The 16,068-nt window shown below is 68.5% G+C and carries 16 protein-coding genes; 10 read left to right on the forward strand and 6 right to left on the reverse strand.

The window, feature by feature from the left end; translation table 11 throughout:
- Window positions 1-33 precede the first annotated feature (33 nt).
- From ACFQ9R_RS01680 to ACFQ9R_RS01695, 4 genes are read left to right on the forward strand one after another with little or no spacing between them, the layout of a single operon-like run.
- Complete coding sequence (locus ACFQ9R_RS01680) at window positions 34-2,379, forward strand: nitrate- and nitrite sensing domain-containing protein (RefSeq protein ID WP_378987840.1); 2,346 nt, start codon at window positions 34-36, stop codon at window positions 2,377-2,379.
- A 1-nt stretch (window position 2,380) separates the two neighbouring features.
- Entirely contained in the window at window positions 2,381-2,785 is a 405-nt protein-coding gene (locus tag ACFQ9R_RS01685; RefSeq protein WP_067453425.1) for a roadblock/LC7 domain-containing protein, read from the forward strand.
- Between the two features lie 12 nt (window positions 2,786-2,797).
- A complete protein-coding gene (locus ACFQ9R_RS01690) occupies window positions 2,798-3,172 on the forward strand; it encodes a DUF742 domain-containing protein (protein WP_378987845.1) in 375 nt (124 codons plus the stop codon).
- A complete protein-coding gene (locus ACFQ9R_RS01695) occupies window positions 3,153-3,758 on the forward strand; it encodes an ATP/GTP-binding protein (protein ID WP_101467406.1) in 606 nt (201 codons plus the stop codon). Before ACFQ9R_RS01690 ends, ACFQ9R_RS01695 begins: the two co-directional genes overlap by 20 nt.
- 2 nt (window positions 3,759-3,760) lie before the next feature.
- Here the strand turns inward: ACFQ9R_RS01695 and ACFQ9R_RS01700 are convergent, their stop codons facing one another.
- Window positions 3,761-4,621 carry an SDR family NAD(P)-dependent oxidoreductase gene (locus tag ACFQ9R_RS01700; protein ID WP_378987848.1) on the reverse strand — a complete coding sequence of 287 codons (861 nt, stop codon included), beginning with the start codon at window positions 4,619-4,621 and terminating at the stop codon, window positions 3,761-3,763.
- Between the two features lie 117 nt (window positions 4,622-4,738).
- Between ACFQ9R_RS01700 and ACFQ9R_RS01705 the strand changes: the two genes are divergently transcribed.
- Window positions 4,739-5,347, forward strand: a complete 609-nt coding sequence (locus ACFQ9R_RS01705; RefSeq protein ID WP_378987851.1) for a TetR/AcrR family transcriptional regulator — start codon at window positions 4,739-4,741, stop codon at window positions 5,345-5,347.
- Between the two features lie 103 nt (window positions 5,348-5,450).
- On the opposite strand, the gene ACFQ9R_RS01710 is transcribed toward ACFQ9R_RS01705, so the two are convergent.
- The gene (locus ACFQ9R_RS01710; RefSeq protein WP_378987854.1) at window positions 5,451-5,933 is read right to left on the reverse strand and encodes a winged helix-turn-helix transcriptional regulator; all 483 of its coding nucleotides are present in this window, start codon (window positions 5,931-5,933) and stop codon (window positions 5,451-5,453) included.
- Window positions 5,934-5,986: 53 nt separating this feature from the next.
- Here ACFQ9R_RS01710 and ACFQ9R_RS01715 point away from each other — a divergent pair, with 53 nt between their 5' ends.
- Both ACFQ9R_RS01715 and ACFQ9R_RS01720 read left to right on the forward strand, forming a co-directional pair.
- Window positions 5,987-6,790, forward strand: coding sequence for a thioesterase family protein (locus tag ACFQ9R_RS01715; protein WP_378987857.1), 804 nt, complete (start codon window positions 5,987-5,989; stop codon window positions 6,788-6,790).
- Window positions 6,791-6,804: 14 nt separating this feature from the next.
- Window positions 6,805-8,256 carry an MFS transporter gene (locus tag ACFQ9R_RS01720; RefSeq protein ID WP_378987860.1) on the forward strand — a complete coding sequence of 484 codons (1,452 nt, stop codon included), beginning with the start codon at window positions 6,805-6,807 and terminating at the stop codon, window positions 8,254-8,256.
- A gap of 50 nt (window positions 8,257-8,306) precedes the next feature.
- On the opposite strand, the gene ACFQ9R_RS01725 is transcribed toward ACFQ9R_RS01720, so the two are convergent.
- The gene (locus ACFQ9R_RS01725; protein WP_378987862.1) at window positions 8,307-8,651 is read right to left on the reverse strand and encodes a hypothetical protein; all 345 of its coding nucleotides are present in this window, start codon (window positions 8,649-8,651) and stop codon (window positions 8,307-8,309) included.
- 161 nt (window positions 8,652-8,812) lie between these two features.
- Here ACFQ9R_RS01725 and ACFQ9R_RS01730 point away from each other — a divergent pair, with 161 nt between their 5' ends.
- Window positions 8,813-11,008 (forward strand): molybdopterin oxidoreductase family protein, encoded by a 2,196-nt coding sequence (locus tag ACFQ9R_RS01730; protein WP_378987867.1) that lies wholly within the window; start codon window positions 8,813-8,815, stop codon window positions 11,006-11,008.
- Window positions 11,009-11,042: 34 nt separating this feature from the next.
- Here the strand turns inward: ACFQ9R_RS01730 and ACFQ9R_RS01735 are convergent, their stop codons facing one another.
- Window positions 11,043-12,089, reverse strand: coding sequence for a fused (3R)-hydroxyacyl-ACP dehydratase subunits HadA/HadB (locus ACFQ9R_RS01735; protein ID WP_378987870.1), 1,047 nt, complete (start codon window positions 12,087-12,089; stop codon window positions 11,043-11,045).
- 107 nt (window positions 12,090-12,196) lie between these two features.
- Window positions 12,197-12,715, reverse strand: coding sequence for a hypothetical protein (locus tag ACFQ9R_RS01740; protein WP_378987873.1), 519 nt, complete (start codon window positions 12,713-12,715; stop codon window positions 12,197-12,199).
- A 139-nt stretch (window positions 12,716-12,854) separates the two neighbouring features.
- Between ACFQ9R_RS01740 and ACFQ9R_RS01745 the strand changes: the two genes are divergently transcribed.
- Together ACFQ9R_RS01745 and katG are read left to right on the forward strand one after the other, a co-directional pair.
- Complete coding sequence (locus tag ACFQ9R_RS01745) at window positions 12,855-13,289, forward strand: Fur family transcriptional regulator (RefSeq protein WP_056809750.1); 435 nt, start codon at window positions 12,855-12,857, stop codon at window positions 13,287-13,289.
- An 11-nt stretch (window positions 13,290-13,300) separates the two neighbouring features.
- Window positions 13,301-15,529 (forward strand): catalase/peroxidase HPI, encoded by a 2,229-nt coding sequence (katG, locus tag ACFQ9R_RS01750; RefSeq protein ID WP_378988462.1) that lies wholly within the window; start codon window positions 13,301-13,303, stop codon window positions 15,527-15,529.
- Between the two features lie 57 nt (window positions 15,530-15,586).
- Here the strand turns inward: katG and ACFQ9R_RS01755 are convergent, their stop codons facing one another.
- Window positions 15,587-16,042 carry an SRPBCC family protein gene (locus ACFQ9R_RS01755; protein WP_378627592.1) on the reverse strand — a complete coding sequence of 152 codons (456 nt, stop codon included), beginning with the start codon at window positions 16,040-16,042 and terminating at the stop codon, window positions 15,587-15,589.
- Window positions 16,043-16,068 lie beyond the last annotated feature (26 nt).

The raw sequence follows: 16,068 nt of genomic DNA on the forward strand, positions 1-16,068 counted from the left end.
ACAACAGTGCAACGATTCCGTTACGTTATGGCGATGTTCTTAGCGAGACTCGGTGTGCGCACCCGGATTCTGGCGATTGCTCTCATCCCGAGTTTGACTCTGGTGGTGGTCGGCGTCGGTACGGCGGGCTACCTGGTCGAGCAGAGCAACAAGGCCAAGTCGTGGGCCGTGCAGTTGCAGGATGCCGCCGTACCGGCCCGTGAGCTGATCGAGGCGGTCCAATCCGAGCGCCACCTGACCCTGGCCCACATCGCGGGCGACGAGACCGCCGCACTCGGCCTGGCCGCCGCGCGCACGCGCATGGACGGCGCCTTTCGCGGCCTGATCGCCGCCGGTGAGAACCTGCGCGCGATCGATGACTCCAACATCGGCAACGACAAGGCCGGCTTCGCCACTCTAGGCACGCATCTGGACGGCGTGCGCAAGGGCGCCGACGCCCGGATGCTGCCGATCGCGGACGCCTACCTGTTCTACAACTCGCTGCTCAACGTGATCATCCAGGGCACCAAGGTCGCCGAGCGCGCGGCACCCGACGCGGTCGTCGCGACCGGTGTGTCCGAGGGGCTTCGCTTGCTCGGTGCCGCCGAGGCGATGTCGCGCAGCAACGCGGTCGCCGCCGCGATGGTGGCCTCGGACGGTGCCTCGACCATCCCGCTCGACGAGTTCACCAACCAGAGCGGCCTCTACCACGGCGAAATCGCCAACCTGGCCGCCGGACTCGACGAACCCGAGCGCGGCGCCGTCGTCGCGTTGACGGCCACCGGGCACTGGCAGCGGCTGAGCGCGATGGAATCCGCTCTCGTGCAGCGTTTCGCGGTGTCGGCGGCCGCCCAGGCGAGTACCTCGACCAGCAAGGCTCCCACCCCCGTCGCACTGCCGATGCCGATTCCCGAATGGCAGAACGCCGCGGCCGAGGTCAACCGGAGCCTGCTCGACTCCTACACCAGCTACAACGACCATGTGCAGAAGCTTGCCGAGGATTCCTCGCGCAAGGCCGAGACCAATGCCGCGCTGGCGGGCGGCGGCGTGCTCGCGCTCAGTGCGCTCGTCTTCCTCATCGCGATCGTCCTGGCGAACCGGATCATTCGCCGGCTGCGCCGGCTGCGTACCGCGACACTGCAACTCGCCGACGAGCAGCTGCCCGCCACCATGCGTACCCTGCGCGACGGTGGCGAGGTCGACCCGGCCGACACCGCGCCCACCCTGGACTTCGGGCACGACGAGATCGGTCAGGTCGCCAAGGCCTTCGAACACGCCGCCGCCGCGGCGATCGGTGCCGCGGTCGACGAGGCCCGTACTCGCGAGGGCGTGCGCGCGGTGTTCCTCAACATCGCCCACCGCAGCCAGATCGTGGTGCACCGCCAGCTCGAGATCCTCGACGAAGCCGAACGCCGCCAAGAGGATCCGGCACTGCTCGAGACGCTGTTCCGGCTCGATCACCTGGCCACCCGTGAACGTCGCAACGCCGAGAACCTGATCATTCTCGGCGGCGGCCGCCCGGGACGGCAGTGGCGTCAGCCCGTGCCGGTGATGGACGTGGTGCGCAGCGCCATCGGCGAAACGCTCGACTACGCGCGCGTGCGGGTCACCAAGCTGCCCGAGGTCAGCGTCGTCGGCACCGTCGTGGCCGACCTCGTGCACCTGCTCGCCGAGCTCGTCGACAACGCCACCGCGTTCTCCCCGCCGCAGTCGCGGGTCGAGGCGAGCGGCAATGTCGTCGGCAAGGGCGTGGTCGTCGAGATCACCGATCAGGGCATGGGCATGAGCGCCGACGACCTGGTCCGCTACAACACCATGCTGGCCGATCCGCCGGATTTCGGTGTCGGCACGCTGTCCTCGGACTCGCGCCTGGGCCTGTTCGTGGTCGCCCGGCTGGCCCTCGCGCACGGTGTGTCGGTGCGGCTGAGCGAATCCGATTACGGCGGCATCCGCGCCATCGTGCTGATCCCCCAGCAGTTGCTGGCAGGTGAGGCCGACCTCGCGGGCACGCCGCCCACGATGACCGGCCCGCTGCGTCGTGGGCTGCCCGCACCGCAGGATTCGGGACCGATCGCCGCTCTCGAATCCGCGCCCGCGCCGGTCGCGACCCTGGTCGCCGACCCGCCGACCCCGCGCCCGATGGCACCGGCCCCCGAGGCGCCCCCCGCGCAGACCCCGCGCTACGACACCGGCTCCGACGAACGACCCGCGCTGCCGCGTCGCAGCAGACAGACCAATCTGGCGCCCGAGCTCGCCGAGCCCGCCGCCGAGGCGCCGCGCGCACCCGAGCGCCCCCGCTCCGCAGAACAGGCGCGCGACATCATGTCCGCGATCGAGAACGGCACCCGCCAGGGTCGCAAACAACAGACCACATCGAACCAGGACGAACAGGAAGGCTGAGGTGAACTCTTCCCCCGGTGATCTCAACTGGCTACTCGACGATCTCGTCGACCGGCTGGCAGGGGTCCGCTACGCGGTCGTGCTGTCCACCGACGGACTGCTGCTCGGACGCTCCTCGCAGATGAAGCGTGAAGACGCCGAACACTTCGCCGCCATGTCCTCGACCCTCTACGGTCTCGCCCGCAGCGCGGGCAGCCGGTTCGACGGCGGCGGCGTGCGCCAAGCGGTGATCGAGCTCGATCGGGCCGTGCTCTTCGTGACCTCGGCCGGTGACAACGCTTGTCTGGCACTGCAAGCCAACGAATCGGCCAATCTCGGCATGGTCGCCTACGAAATGAATCTCACCGTGCAGCGGGTCGGCAGCTATCTGTCTACGGAGCCGCGGCACGGGCATGCGCAGCTATAGAAAGTCTCGACAATGACTCGACTCGGCGATCCGTGGTTCGACGACGCGGCCGGACCCCTGGTCAGGCCGTACGCGGTGACCCGCGGCCGCACCATGGGCGCGGCGCACGACCTGGACATGCTCACAGTGGTGGTGGCGGTATACCCCGCCCCCACCCTGCGCAAACCAGAACCCGAGTACGCGACGATCGCACAGTTGTGCAAGCGTCCGCAGTCGGTGGCCGAGGTCTCGGCCGTGCTGAAACTGCCTCTGGCGGTAACCAAGATCCTCGTCGGTGATCTCATCGCCGAGGGCCACCTCATCTTCCGGGCTCCGGTAGCGGCCGAGGCCGGTGCCGGTGACCTCAACATATTGCGAGCGGTTCTGGATGGCATCCGAAAACTTTGACCCGATGTCCGCAGGCGACCAGCACATGGCCGCCTCGGTCAAAATCCTCATCGCCGGCGGCTTCGGCGTCGGCAAGACCACCATGGTCGGCGCGATCAGCGAGATCGCGCCGCTGCGGACCGAAGAGCTGATCACCGAGGTCAGCACCGGTGTCGACGACCTGTCGGGGGTGGAGCAGAAGCACACGACCACCGTCGCGCTGGACTTCGGCCGCATCACCATCGACCGGGATCTGGTGCTGTACCTGTTCGGCACGCCCGGACAGGACCGCTTCTGGTTCCTGTGGGACGAGCTGTGCCGTGGCGCCCTCGGCGCGATCGTGCTGGCCGACACCCGGCGATTGAGCAATTCGTTCGCGGCGGTGGACTTCTTCGAGCGGCGCGGCTTGCCGTTCCTGATCGCGGTGAACTGCTTCGACGGCGCGCCGCGCTACACGGTCGACGAGGTGCGCGATGCCCTGGACCTGGATCCGAACACGCCGGTGATCCTGTGCGACGCGCGCGATCGGCCCTCGGCCAAGGCGGTGCTGACCCACCTGGTCGAGTACTTGATCGATCGCGCCGCACGAACTCCCGTCACCACCTGAGACTATGCCGAGCCCGGCGCGGGGACTGCCCGTTCCGCGGCTCGGCTGGTCTGCTCCCAGGCCGACCAGGTGGCCATCTTGGCGCGCGCGAGGTCGAAGGCCAAGTCGTACACCATGTTTCCGAGCAGCAGGCGCAGCGGCGGTTCCCCGGCGCCGACGAGCGTGAGCAGCGCCTCGGCGGCGAGGGCGGGCTCGCTGTCGACCGATCCCTCGGCCCACTGGGCCTCGAGCTGGGCACGCAGCGGGGCGTAGGCCTGGATCGGGGTGGTGTTCACCATCGCCGAATACAGGTCGGTCCAGTACCCGCCCGGCTGCAGAATACTCACGCGCACACCGAATTCCGCGGCTTCCATCGCCAGGGCCTCGCTCATGCCCTCGAGCGCGAACTTGCTCGCGGCATACATTCCCGACAGCGGGAACCCGGCAAGTCCGCCGATGCTCGACACCTGCACGATGTGCCCGCTGCGCTGCGCGCGCAGATGCGGGAGCACGGCCTGACTCACCCAGAGCGCGCCGAAGAAGTTGACCTCCATCTGCGCGCGAGCCTCGGCGTCGGTGAACTCCTCGATCATGCCCATCGAAAGCGTGCCCGCGTTGTTGACCACGATGTCGAGGCGGCCGAAGTGGGCGACAGCGGCATCGACCGCCGCGTGCACCGCGGCGCGATCGGTGACATCGACGGTCAACGGCAGTACCCGGCCGGGGTGGGCCGCGGCGAGTTCGTCGAGGGCGGATCCGGTGCGCGCGGCGGCGGCGACCCGGTCCCCCGCCGCCAGCGCCGCTTCGGCGAAGGCGCGACCGAGACCGCGGCTTGCTCCGGTGATGAACCAGACGCGGGATGCGGTGGTAGCGGCGGTGGTCATGGCGTTCCTCCTTGACTAGACAAGACGTTGCGTCTCGTCTGATGATCCGAGGATGCCAGCGGTTCACCGCCCTGTCAAGACGCAACGTCTCGTCTCATCGATTGCTAGGATGGCGGCATGAGTCAGCAGAACCCCCGGCCGTCGGCCGACGCGACCCGGCGCAACGAAGGATCCCGGCGCGCCATCCTGTCCGCCGCCTTCGAGCTGGCGGGCGAGATCGGCTACGACAAGCTGACCATCGAGGCGATCGCCGCCAGGGCAGGTGTCGGCAAGCAGACGATCTACCGGTGGTGGCCGTCCAAGGGCGCCGTCCTGCTCGACGCCTTCCTGATGCTCAGCGAGACCGGCGACGACGCGACACCGGGCCTGCCCGACACCGGCGACCTGGAAGCCGACCTGAAACTGGTCCTGCGCGCGACCGTCGCCGAACTCGCCGACCCCCGCTTCGACCTCCCCCTGCGCGGCCTGACCAGCGCCATCATGCACGACACCGCCCTGGCCGCCACCTACGTCGAACGCCTACAGAGCCCCGTGGACGACCTGAAACGTCGCAGACTCGCCGCCGCGCAAACCGCGGGCCAGATCGCCCCCGATATCGACCTCGACGTGGCCATCGCGATGATCTGGGGCCCACTGATGGACCGCTGGCTCCTGCGCACCGGCACCCTCACCACCGAATTCGCCGATCGCGTCGTGGAGACCGCGCTGCGCGGACTACGCGGCTGACTGACCGAAAGCACGTCCTATCAACGACATTCGGCCCGCACCGCGCAATTGTCGTGCCGGCGCCCCCATAACCGGCGCGCGCGACGATGACGCCGGGGCGACTTCACCCGCGTAGCGACTCGGGTAGCGGAGAACGATCACCCGCGCCGGGGCCGTCCATCAGCCTCAGGTCGCGGCCGTGGACTCGCTCGCCGCAGTGCGAGCAGGTGGGTTCGATGGTGGTGAGGTGGGCGCAGGTGCGGTGCAGGACCTCTACCGGGGGCCCGTTCGGGGCGGCCCATTCGTCGCCCCACTGGCGCATCGCGGTGATCACCTGCCACAGGGAGCGGCCCTTGGCGGTCAGGCGGTAGTCGTAGCGGACGGGGTTGTCCTGGTAGGGCTCTCTCGTCATGATCTCGTGTTCGACCAGGCCTTCGAGGCGTTGGGTGAGAACGTTGCGGGCGATGCCGAGGCGGTCGCGGAACTCGTCGAAACGGGTCACGCCGAAGAGGGCGTCACGCACGATCAACAAGGTCCACCAATCCCCGACCACTTCCAGGCACTGGGCCAGGGAGCAGTTCATGTCTTCGAAGCTGGTGCGCCGCATGTCCCGAGTCTAGTCGGTTGCATGAAAGAACTCACCCATCTACGGTGAGTTGCATGATGAAACTCACTGGGCGGTTCGGCGCGCGATTCGCCCTCACCGCCACGGACTCCGGGCGGTGGCATGCCGTCGTCGACGACTCGTGGCGCGGCTGGACCGGCCCACACGGCGGCACGCTCGCCGGGCTCCTGATCGACGTCGCCCAGCAGGCGAGCTCGCGCGAGCACCCCGTGCGCGCCGCCGATGTCCGGTTCCTCGGCCGACCGGCGACCGGCGCGTTCACCCTGCACGCCACCGAACACCCGGTCGGGCGCAGCACGACGATGCTGGACGTGGTCGCCGAACAGGACGGTGCGCGGGTCGCCGCGGCCACCGTCACCCTGGGCGCGCCCGGCGCGACCGCGATCCCTGCCCACAGCGCCAGACCCGCACCCGTCGTCGCGGCCGCACCGGACTGCGCGCTGTTCCGGCTGCCGCCGGAGATCGTGCCCGTCGGCGCGCATTTCGTCATCCGTCCCGCCGCGGGCCCGTTGCCCCTCAGCGGCGCGGACGAGGCGATGATGTGCGCCTGGATCGCACTCGACCCCGCGCTGCCCCTCGACGCGCCGAGCCTGGCCGTCCTCGCCGACGCGCTGCCACCGGGACTGTTCCCACTGCTCACCGCGCCGGTCGCCGTCCCCACCGTCACCCTGTCGCTGCAACTGCACGCCGATCTCACCCACCTCGGCGACACGCCCGTGCTGGTCCGCGCCACGAATGTCAGTTCCGGTGACGGCTGGTCGGTCGACGACACCGATATCTGGGACGGCGACGGCGTGCTGCTCGCCACCGCCCGTCAAACCCGCCGCGTCCTCGGCTGAACGAGAGCTGGAACATGCCATCCACTACCCCACTCCGGGAGACCAATCCCCGGTTGGTGCTCGCCATCGTCTCCATCGGCGTGCTGTTGTCGAGCCTGGACCTGTTCATCGTCAATGTCGCCATGCCCGCCATGGCAGACGACTTCGGCGCCGGCCTGACCGAACTGTCCTGGGTGCTCAACCTCTACGCCATCGTCTTCGCCGCCCTGCTCGTTCCGGCCGGTCGCCTCGGCGACCGCGGCGGCAACCGCGCCACCTTTCTCACCGGCCTGGCGATCTTCGTGATCGGGTCGGCACTGTGCTCGGCGGCCTGGAACGTGGAGTCGCTCATCGCCTTCCGTGTTCTGCAGGCGGTGGGATGCGCCCTGCTCACCCCGTCCTCCCTCGCACTGGTACTCGCCGCGACACCGCCGCAGCGGCGCGCGGGTGCGGTGCGGCTGTGGGTCGCGTTCGGTGGTCTCGGCGCCGCGCTGGGCCCGGTGCTCGGCGGATTGCTGGTCGAAATCGATTGGCGCTGGGTGTTTCTCGTGAACGTGCCGATCGGGTTGGCGGCGTTCGCGATCGGTGTCCGTAAGCTGCCGTGCCCGCCCGCCGCGGGCGGCCCGCTGCCCGATCTGCTGGGTGCGGGCGCGCTGATCGGGGCGGTCGGGTCGCTGATCCTGGCCGTCGTCCAGGGTCCCGACTGGGGCTGGACCTCTACCGGAGTCCTCGCCGCGTTCGGTATCGCGATCGTGCTCGGGGTCATCTTCGCCGTGAGCTCGGCTCGTCATCACAGCCCGATCGTCGACCCCGCCCTGCTCCGGGTCCCGAATTTCGTGCTCGCGGGTGCGAATTCGCTGGTGTTCCAGATCGCGTTCGCGGGCATGCTGCTCTCGGTCGCGCTCTGGGCGCAGAACGTGTGGGGGTGGTCGGCCTTGCAGACCGGACTCGCGATCGCGCCCGGCCCCCTGGTCGTGCCGTTCGTCGCCATCGCCGCGGGCAAACTCATCGCGCGAATCGGTGCGGGACCGGTGATCGCGGCAGGCGGACTCGCCTTCGGCGGTGGACTCCTGTGGTGGGCGCGCGCAGCCGAACTGTCACCGGACTATGTCGGTGGCCTGCTCGGCGGCATGCTGCTGACCGGTCTCGGCGTGGGGCTCACCCTGCCGACCGCGTTCGCCGTCGGCGCGGGAACCCTGCCCCCGCAACGTTTCGCGACCGGATCGGGCGTCCTGAGCATGGCCCGCCAACTCGGCCTCGCCCTCGGCGTCGCACTTCTCGTCGCGCTGCTCGGTACGCCCGACACCCCCGCTGCCACGCTCGACGCCTTCCAGCGCGCCTGGTACGTGACCGCCGCGGTCGCGGTCCTCGCCGGACTCATCGGCTTCGCCGTGCGGACCCCAGCGCAGGCCGGACCACCGATCGAATCGCCCGGCCACACTCCGGAGGCGACCGAAAGATCCGGGGGCGCGGCAGTGTCGGCGTGACCCCGAGCGGTCGGCGACCACGATGTCGCCGGCCGCGTCCTCCGGTCCGCTCAGCCCCAGGTCGCCTGATCGGGGACCGAGGAATCGACGATCACGTAGAAGAAGTGACCGGGAGTCAGCTCGTTCATGTCGTGCCAGCGGCCCCAGGGGTCGCGCTGGTAGTAGTTCTCCATCCCGGTGCCGTCGTCGTAGCAGACGATGTTCGACGTCCCGAACGGACTCCAATACACGTCCGTGCCAGGACGTGGCACCTCGAGCGGGGTGCGGAACAGGTGACTGCACGGCGTGATGACGGGGTCGTAATAGCTGGGCTGGGCGGCGGCGGTGGCCTGTCCGGCGATCCCGGCGACGGTGACAGCGGCGACCGCGAGGCCGAGACGAACGGTGAAACGCATCGAATCTGCTCCTGACCTGAGCGGAAATGAAGGCTCTTCGTATCGCGAACGATATTACGCCCGGTCGTCGATCGGCACGAAAATCAGACCTCAGACGGATCTGCCGAGCCGTTCGGTCGCGCTACCGTGGCAGGAGCGGTTCGGCGGAGGGTAGGAAAGCTGTGGACAGCACGACGATTGCCCGGCAGTGCACATTGTGTGAAGCGCACTGCGGGATTCTGGTCACGGTCGAGGATTCGCGGGTCACCCGCGTCGAAGGCAACCCGGACGACGTGCTGTCGAAGGGCTACATCTGCCCGAAGGCGACAGCCATGGGCGGTCTGCACCACGACCCCGACCGGCTGCGGACACCGATGCGCCGCGTCGGCGACAGTTTCGAACCGGTCGGCTGGGACGAGGCCTTCCGCGAGATCGGTCAGCGTTTGCGCGCGGTGCGGTCCGCGCACGGTCCCAGCGCCATCGGGATGTACATCGGCAACCCGGCCGCGCACAGCTCCTCGGTGATGTACGCAGCGCTGCTGCGGGCCGTCCTGCTGACCCGGAACTTCTTCTCCGCGTCCTCGATCGATCAGTTCCCGCAGGAGTTCGTCGCGTGGCGGATGTTCGGCTCGAACGTTCTCATGCCGATCACCGATATCGATCGCACCGATCGGCTGGTGGTGCTCGGCGCCAATCCGGCGGTGTCCAACGGATCGATCACCACCATGCCCGGCGCCAAATCGCGCATCAAAGCGGTCCGCGCCCGGGGCGGCACCGTCGTCGTGATCGACCCGCGCCGCACCGAAACCGCCCGGCTGGCAGACGAACACGTGGCGGTCCGTCCCGGCGGCGATGTGTACCTGCTGCTCGCGATGCTGCATGTGCTGGTCGCCGAGGAACTGTGCGACGAACGGGCGGTCCGCGCGCTGTGCACCGGCTGGGACGAGCTGGCCGCACTGGTCGCCGACACCACCGTGGAACGCATGGCGCCACTGGCAGGCGTCGACGCGGACACCATCAAACGGCTGGCCCGTGACCACGCGGCGGCACCCTCGGCAGTGTTGTACGCGCGAATCGGGGTGTGCCAGCAGGTGACAGGCACGCTCACCCACTGGCTGGTCAACACCATCAACGCGGTCACCGGCAATCTCGATCGCGCGGGCGGTCAGATGTTCGCGACGCCCGTCGTCGACGCCGCCCGCTACGCGAAGTACCTGCCCGTGGGACACGGCGCGTGGACCGACCGCTCCGGCACGCACAAGTCGTTCCGCAGCGAACTGCCGGTCGCGGTCCTCGCCGAGGAGATCCGCACCGAAGGACCGGGCCAGATCAAAGCGATGATCACCTACGCGGGCAATCCGGTGCTCTCGACCCCGCAGGCGGACAAGCTCGATGCCGCGCTGGAATCTTTGGATTGCTATGTGGCCGTCGACATGTACATCACCGAGACGACCCGGCACGCCGACTTCATCCTGCCACCCGTCTCCGCGCTGGAACGCGAGGAACTGAGCCTGCTGTTCCCGATCTTCAGCGTTCGCAACAACGCCCGCTACGACGCCAGGGTGTTCGAGCCGCCGGCCGACGGATTGGACGACTGGCAGATCCTGGCACGGCTGGTGACCGAAATGGTCCCGCTGCCGGCCCGACGGCTCACCGCACGCGTGCTCAATGCCGCGTTCGAACAGTTCAGCCCCTTGCGACTGTCCGCGGCGGCCGTCGCGACGGGCCCCTACGGAATCCTGCGTCGTGGACGGAACGGGTTGACGCTGAAGAAGATTCGGGACACGGCGGGCGGTGTCGACCTCGGACCGCTGCGACCACGGCTGCCCGAACTGATCGGCACCGGCGACCGCAAGACGCACTTGGCACCCGCGGATTTCCTGGCGGCGGTGCGCACGGTCCTCGACGACGCGACCGGGACGGCCGAGCCGGGCTACGACCTCCAGCTCATCGGACGGCGGCACCTGCGCAGCAACAACTCCTGGCTGCACAACATCCCGTCGATGGTGAAGGGCCGCGACCGCTGCACCGTGCTCATCCATCCCGACGACGCCGCCGCCCGTGGTCTCGCCGACGGTGATCCGGCCACGATCGAATCCCCCGTCGGCTCGATCGTGGTTCCGGTGGAGATCAGTGGCGATATTCGCGCCGGGGTGGTGGCGATCCCCCACGGATGGGGCCATCGCGAACCCGGGGTCGGCTGGTCGGTCGCGGCGGGCCTGCCGGGCGCCAATGTCAACCTGCTGCACGACCCGGCCCGCACCGACCTGCTCTCCGGCACATCAGCGGTCAACAGCACGTGGGTGCGGGTGAACCCGGTGGCGTCCGAAACCCCGGACGCCACACCACGATCCGAGGTCGTGGCCGCGCCGCGGTGAACCCGGCTACGAGGTCGGGTCCACCGCGCCGGGGTCAGCGAAAGCGCAGGTTCGCGGTGGCGAGACCGAAGATCTTGCGACCGCCGGACTTGGCGACGATGGCGATCACCGCGCTGCGGGTCTCCGGGTCGAGGGACTTCACGCGACCGGTGTACTCGACCTGGCCGCCCTCCCGGCCGACGATGGTGTAGGTCGACAGGCGAACGCCGTAGCGGGTGACGGCGCCGGGGTCGCCGGACCACGTGGACAGGAAGCCCGCACCCAGACCCATGGTGAGCATGCCGTGGGCGATGATGTCGGGCAGGCCCGCCAGCTCGGCGATCTTCTCGTCCCAGTGGATGGGGTTGACGTCGCCGGAGACGCCGGCGTAGTTGACGAGATCACCGCGCGAGACGCGCGCGTCGCGGAGCGGGAGTTCGTCGCCGACGGTGAGTTCGTCGAACGACAGCGTGGTGCTGGGGACGCGGGCGGCGCCCTCGACCGACAGCACAACCTCGCCCTCGGGACGCAGGGTGGTCTCCACCACGGCGTTCTTGTCGGCGCTGTAGATGCTCACGCCGTGCACCATGATGTTCTCCACCGCGGCGGTGATCGCGGGATCCACGCCGTCGTCCCCGGTGATACCGACGACCGTGGTGTGCATGATGTGCACGGTCTCGCCGAGCTCGTCGACGAAGGTGTTGGTGACAGTGATCAGGTCCTTGCCCGCGATCGTGCGCACCGAGGTCAGCTCGACATCGACCACGAGCCGGTCACCGGCCACGATCGGCTTGTGCTGTTCGAAGACCTGCTCGGTCTGCACGAACATGTCGTAGCCGACGACCACCGACTCGAACAACAATTTGTTCGCCGCCATAGCCGGGATGGAGACGAACGTCAGCGGCGCGACCAGACCCGGGTAGCCGAGCGCGGCGGCGGCCTCGTCCTCCCAGTGGGCAGGATGGAAGTCCTGGACGGCGCGCGCGTATTCGCGGATCTTCTCGCGACCGACCTCGTAGACGCCCTCGACCCGGTAGTAGTGCCCTACCTTCGACGCGGTGTCAGGGCCATCGATGGGCGGGGCATCGACTACGGAAGTCACTATGAATCACCTTCGTTCGGGGAACGGACACCCGGCAGGCTAGTCGACGCGCAGGCGGACCGGGCATTCCTTGGCACAGTTCACAGTTCTGCGCTCTTCCACCGCGGTCAGAACGAGGGTACGTCGCTGGTGCTGGCGTTGCCACCGATCGAAGGCTGCAGCGTGATCTCCCAATCGGAGTCACCGTCGAACGGGTCGTCGAACTTCTGGAACTCACGCTCGCGGGTGAAGGCCAGCGTCGCCTCGTCCCAATCCTTGCCGGTCTTCAGATAGACGTAGTACGTGCCGTCGATCCCGGTGAGGGTGGCGTTGGAATTGCCCTGCACGTAGATGGTGGCCTGCGGCTTCTTGGGATCACCGTTGGTCACCACGACCGCGAAGTCGTCGCTGTTGCCGTTGACGATGTCGAGCTTGCCCGCACCGACCAGCCCGTCCTGCTGGACCACCGCTCCGTTCTCGCCACGACGGTTCAGCACCGGCGCCGCGGGAGTGGTCGCGCGCACGGTCGTGGTCGCCTTCGACGAACTGCTCGCCGGCGCGGCATCGACGGACTGTCCCGACTCGCATCCCGCTACCAGAAGGGCCACCGCGATCGCGGACACGGCATACCACTGACGATTCGACATCGTTCCCACCCCATGCTCATGGACCGGACTCCCCGATCCGGTCTTCCTCGCCAGTATTGCGCGAATTGCCCGGTATGTCATCACAACTCATCCTGGAAACCCGCCCCCACATCATCTGGAATGAGTCATGATCTGGAATGTGTCCACCACATCGGACTTCGAACAGATGCTGCGCGCAGCCTCCCTGCGCGTCACCGCGCCACGCCTGGCGGTGCTCACCGCAGTGCACCAGCATCCGCATGCCGATACGGACACCATTCTGAGCCGAGTCAGAGCCACCCTCGGGGCCGTCAGCCAGCAGGCCGTCTACGACGTACTGCGGGCACTCACCAGCGCCGGACTGCTCCGGCGGATCCAGCCGATGGGCACCGTCGCGCGCTATGAGACCCGCGTCGGTGACAACCATCATCACCTGGTGTGCCGATCCTGTGGGGTGATCGTCGATGTCGAGTGCGCCGTCGGCGACGCACCCTGTCTGACTCCCCTCGACGACCGCGGTTTCGTCGTCGACGAGGCAGAAGTCATCTACTGGGGCAGGTGCCCCGACTGCACGACATCACCATCACTCTCCTGAAAGGATTCACCGTGCCCGAGGAACACCCACCTATCGCGGAAGCCAACACGGAAGCCGGTGACAGTGGTTGCCCCGTCATGCATCGTCCGTTCGCCTCCACCGACGCGCGCGGAGCGAACGCCGAGTGGTGGCCGAACCAGCTCAATCTCACACTGCTGCAGAAGAATCCGCCCTCGGTGAACCCGATGGGCGAAGACTTCGACTACGCGGCCGAATTCGCCACCCTCGACCTGGCCGCGGTGAAGGCCGACATCGAGCAGGTCATGACGACCTCGCAGTCCTGGTGGCCCGCCGACTTCGGCCACTACGGCCCGTTCTTCATCCGGATGGCCTGGCACTCCGCGGGCACCTACCGGGTCGGCGACGGCCGCGGCGGCGCGGGCGCGGGCCTGCAGCGCTTCGCCCCGCTCAACAGCTGGCCCGACAACGCCAGCCTCGACAAGGCGCGCCGGCTGCTGTGGCCGGTGAAGAAGAAGTACGGCCGCAAGCTGTCGTGGGCCGACCTCATCGTCTACACCGGCAACGTCGCGCTCGAGTCGATGGGCTTCGAGACGTTCGGTTTCGGTGGCGGCCGCGTCGACGCGTGGGAGCCCGAGGAAGACGTGTTCTGGGGCCCCGAGCGCACCTGGCTCGGCGACGAACGCTACACCGGTGACCGTAACCTCGAGCGTCCGCTCGCCGCGGTCCAGATGGGCCTGATCTACGTCAATCCCGAAGGCCCCAACGGCAATCCGGATCCCATCGCCGCCGCCGTGGACATCCGCGAGACCTTCGCGCGGATGGCGATGAACGACGAGGAGACCGCCGCGTTGATCGCCGGCGGCCACACCTTCGGCAAGACCCACGGTGCGGGCGACGCCGATCTGGTCGGCGTCGAACCGGAAGCCGCACCGCTGGAACAGCAAGGGCTGGGCTGGAAGAGCAGCTTCGGCACCGGAGTCGGCGAGGACGCGATCACCAGCGGCCTGGAAGGCATCTGGAACAGCACCCCCATCACCTGGGACAACAACTTCCTCGAAACCCTCTACGGGTACGAATGGGAGCTGACCAAGAGTCCGGCGGGCGCGCACCAGTGGATTCCGAAGGACGGCGCGGGCGCCGACACTGTGCCCGACCCGTTCATCACCGGCAAGAAGCGCGCACCGATCATGCTCACCACCGACCTGTCGCTGCGGTTCGACCCGATCTACGGCCCGATCACCCGCCGCTGGCTGGAGAACCCCGCGGAGTTCGCCGACGCGTTCGCCCGCGCCTGGTACAAGCTCACCCACCGCGACATGGGTCCGATCGCCCGCTACCTGGGCCCGCTGGTTCCGTCCGAGGAACTGCTGTGGCAGGACCCGGTGCCCGCCCAGAACGGCCCCGTGATCGGTGATTCCGAGATCGCCGCGCTCAAGGGTCAGATCCAGGCCGCCGGCCTGTCCATCGCCCAGCTGGTGACGACGGCGTGGGCGGCGGCCTCGTCGTTCCGCGGCAGCGACAAGCGCGGCGGCGCCAACGGCGGCCGGATCCGGCTGCAGCCGCAGGCGGGCTGGGCGGTCAACCAGCCCGACGAGCTCGCCCAGGTGGTGCGCGTCTACGAGGGCATCCAGGACACGTTCAACGCCGGCGGCGGCACGCAGGTGTCGTTCGCCGACCTGGTCGTCCTCGGCGGCGCGGTCGGTGTGGAACAGGCCGCCCAGGCTGCCGGTTTCCCGGTGACGGTGCCGTTCACGCCGGGTCGTACCGACGCGACCCAGGCCCAGACCGACGTCGAGTCGTTCGACGCGCTCGAGACCCCGGCCGACGGGTTCCGTAACTACGTGTCCAAGGACGCGCAGATCCCCGCGGAGTTCCTGCTGATCGACAAGGCGAACCTGCTCACGCTCAGTGCGCCGGAGATGACCGTGCTGATCGGCGGTCTGCGCGTGCTCGGCGCGAACTACCAGTCCTCGCCGCTGGGCGTGTTCACCGACACCCCGGGTGCGCTGACGAACGATTTCTTCGTCAACCTCCTCGACATGGGTACCGAGTGGGCGCCCTCGGCCGCCGACGAGAACAGCTACGAAGGCCGTGACCGCTCCTCCGGTGCGGTCACGTGGACCGGCAGCCGCGTCGACCTGGTGTTCGGCTCCAACTCGCAGCTGCGGGCCGTGGCCGAGGCCTACGCGACCGACGACGCGAAGGAGAAGTTCGTGCACGACTTCGTCGCCGCGTGGACCAAGGTCAGCAACCTGGACCGGTTCGACGTCACCGCCTGATCCGAACAGCGGAACACCCTGCGGCTCAGCTCGAGTCGCAGGGTGTTCCGTTGGTGGCTAGGACTCGGCGAGGGCGGCCAGCCGGTCCACCGATGCCTGCAGCTTGTCGGCGGTGGTGGCCTTGGCCCGCACCTGACGCAACTCGTCGTGCAGTTCGGTCCAGTCGTAGGTGTGGGTCACCCGGGTGTGGGTGTCGTCGATCGGCTCGAGCTCCCAGCGCCACAGGTGTCCCGGCGGGGTCTTGTCCCGTTCCGACGGGTTCCACGCGATACGGCGACCCTCCTCGAACTCGACGATGTGGTTGTCGCGGTCGGCGCCGTTGGTCAGCGTCGTGGTGAACACGTCACCGACCGCGCGGACCCGCTGGCCTTCGACGGCCTGCGCGAGGTTGTCGTTGCCGTCCCAGCGCGGCTGCTGCGCGGGATCGGCGATCAGGTCGAAGATCGCGGCGGGGGTCGCCGCGATGTCGCGGGAGGCGTGGACGATGCGTGGCACGTCGATGGTTTCGGTCACCGGGCGATAGAACCAGCAGCTCACCC

Source organism: Nocardia sp. NPDC056541, from assembly GCF_042794235.1.
Lineage (GTDB): Bacteria > Actinomycetota > Actinomycetes > Mycobacteriales > Mycobacteriaceae > Nocardia.

Excerpts from the sequence above, each read along its gene's own strand:
- ACFQ9R_RS01700 (WP_378987848.1), bottom strand. The coding sequence starts at position 4,621 with ATGACCACCGCCGCTACCACCGCATCCCGCGTCTGGTTCATCACCGGA.
- ACFQ9R_RS01695 (WP_101467406.1), top strand. The coding sequence starts at position 3,153 with ATGGCATCCGAAAACTTTGACCCGATGTCCGCAGGCGACCAGCACATG.
- ACFQ9R_RS01690 (WP_378987845.1), top strand. The coding sequence starts at position 2,798 with ATGACTCGACTCGGCGATCCGTGGTTCGACGACGCGGCCGGACCCCTG.
- ACFQ9R_RS01705 (WP_378987851.1), top strand. The coding sequence starts at position 4,739 with ATGAGTCAGCAGAACCCCCGGCCGTCGGCCGACGCGACCCGGCGCAAC.
- ACFQ9R_RS01715 (WP_378987857.1), top strand. The coding sequence starts at position 5,987 with ATGATGAAACTCACTGGGCGGTTCGGCGCGCGATTCGCCCTCACCGCC.
- ACFQ9R_RS01710 (WP_378987854.1), bottom strand. The coding sequence starts at position 5,933 with ATGCGGCGCACCAGCTTCGAAGACATGAACTGCTCCCTGGCCCAGTGC.
- ACFQ9R_RS01725 (WP_378987862.1), bottom strand. The coding sequence starts at position 8,651 with ATGCGTTTCACCGTTCGTCTCGGCCTCGCGGTCGCCGCTGTCACCGTC.
- ACFQ9R_RS01740 (WP_378987873.1), bottom strand. The coding sequence starts at position 12,715 with ATGTCGAATCGTCAGTGGTATGCCGTGTCCGCGATCGCGGTGGCCCTT.
- ACFQ9R_RS01680 (WP_378987840.1), top strand. The coding sequence starts at position 34 with ATGTTCTTAGCGAGACTCGGTGTGCGCACCCGGATTCTGGCGATTGCT.
- ACFQ9R_RS01720 (WP_378987860.1), top strand. The coding sequence starts at position 6,805 with ATGCCATCCACTACCCCACTCCGGGAGACCAATCCCCGGTTGGTGCTC.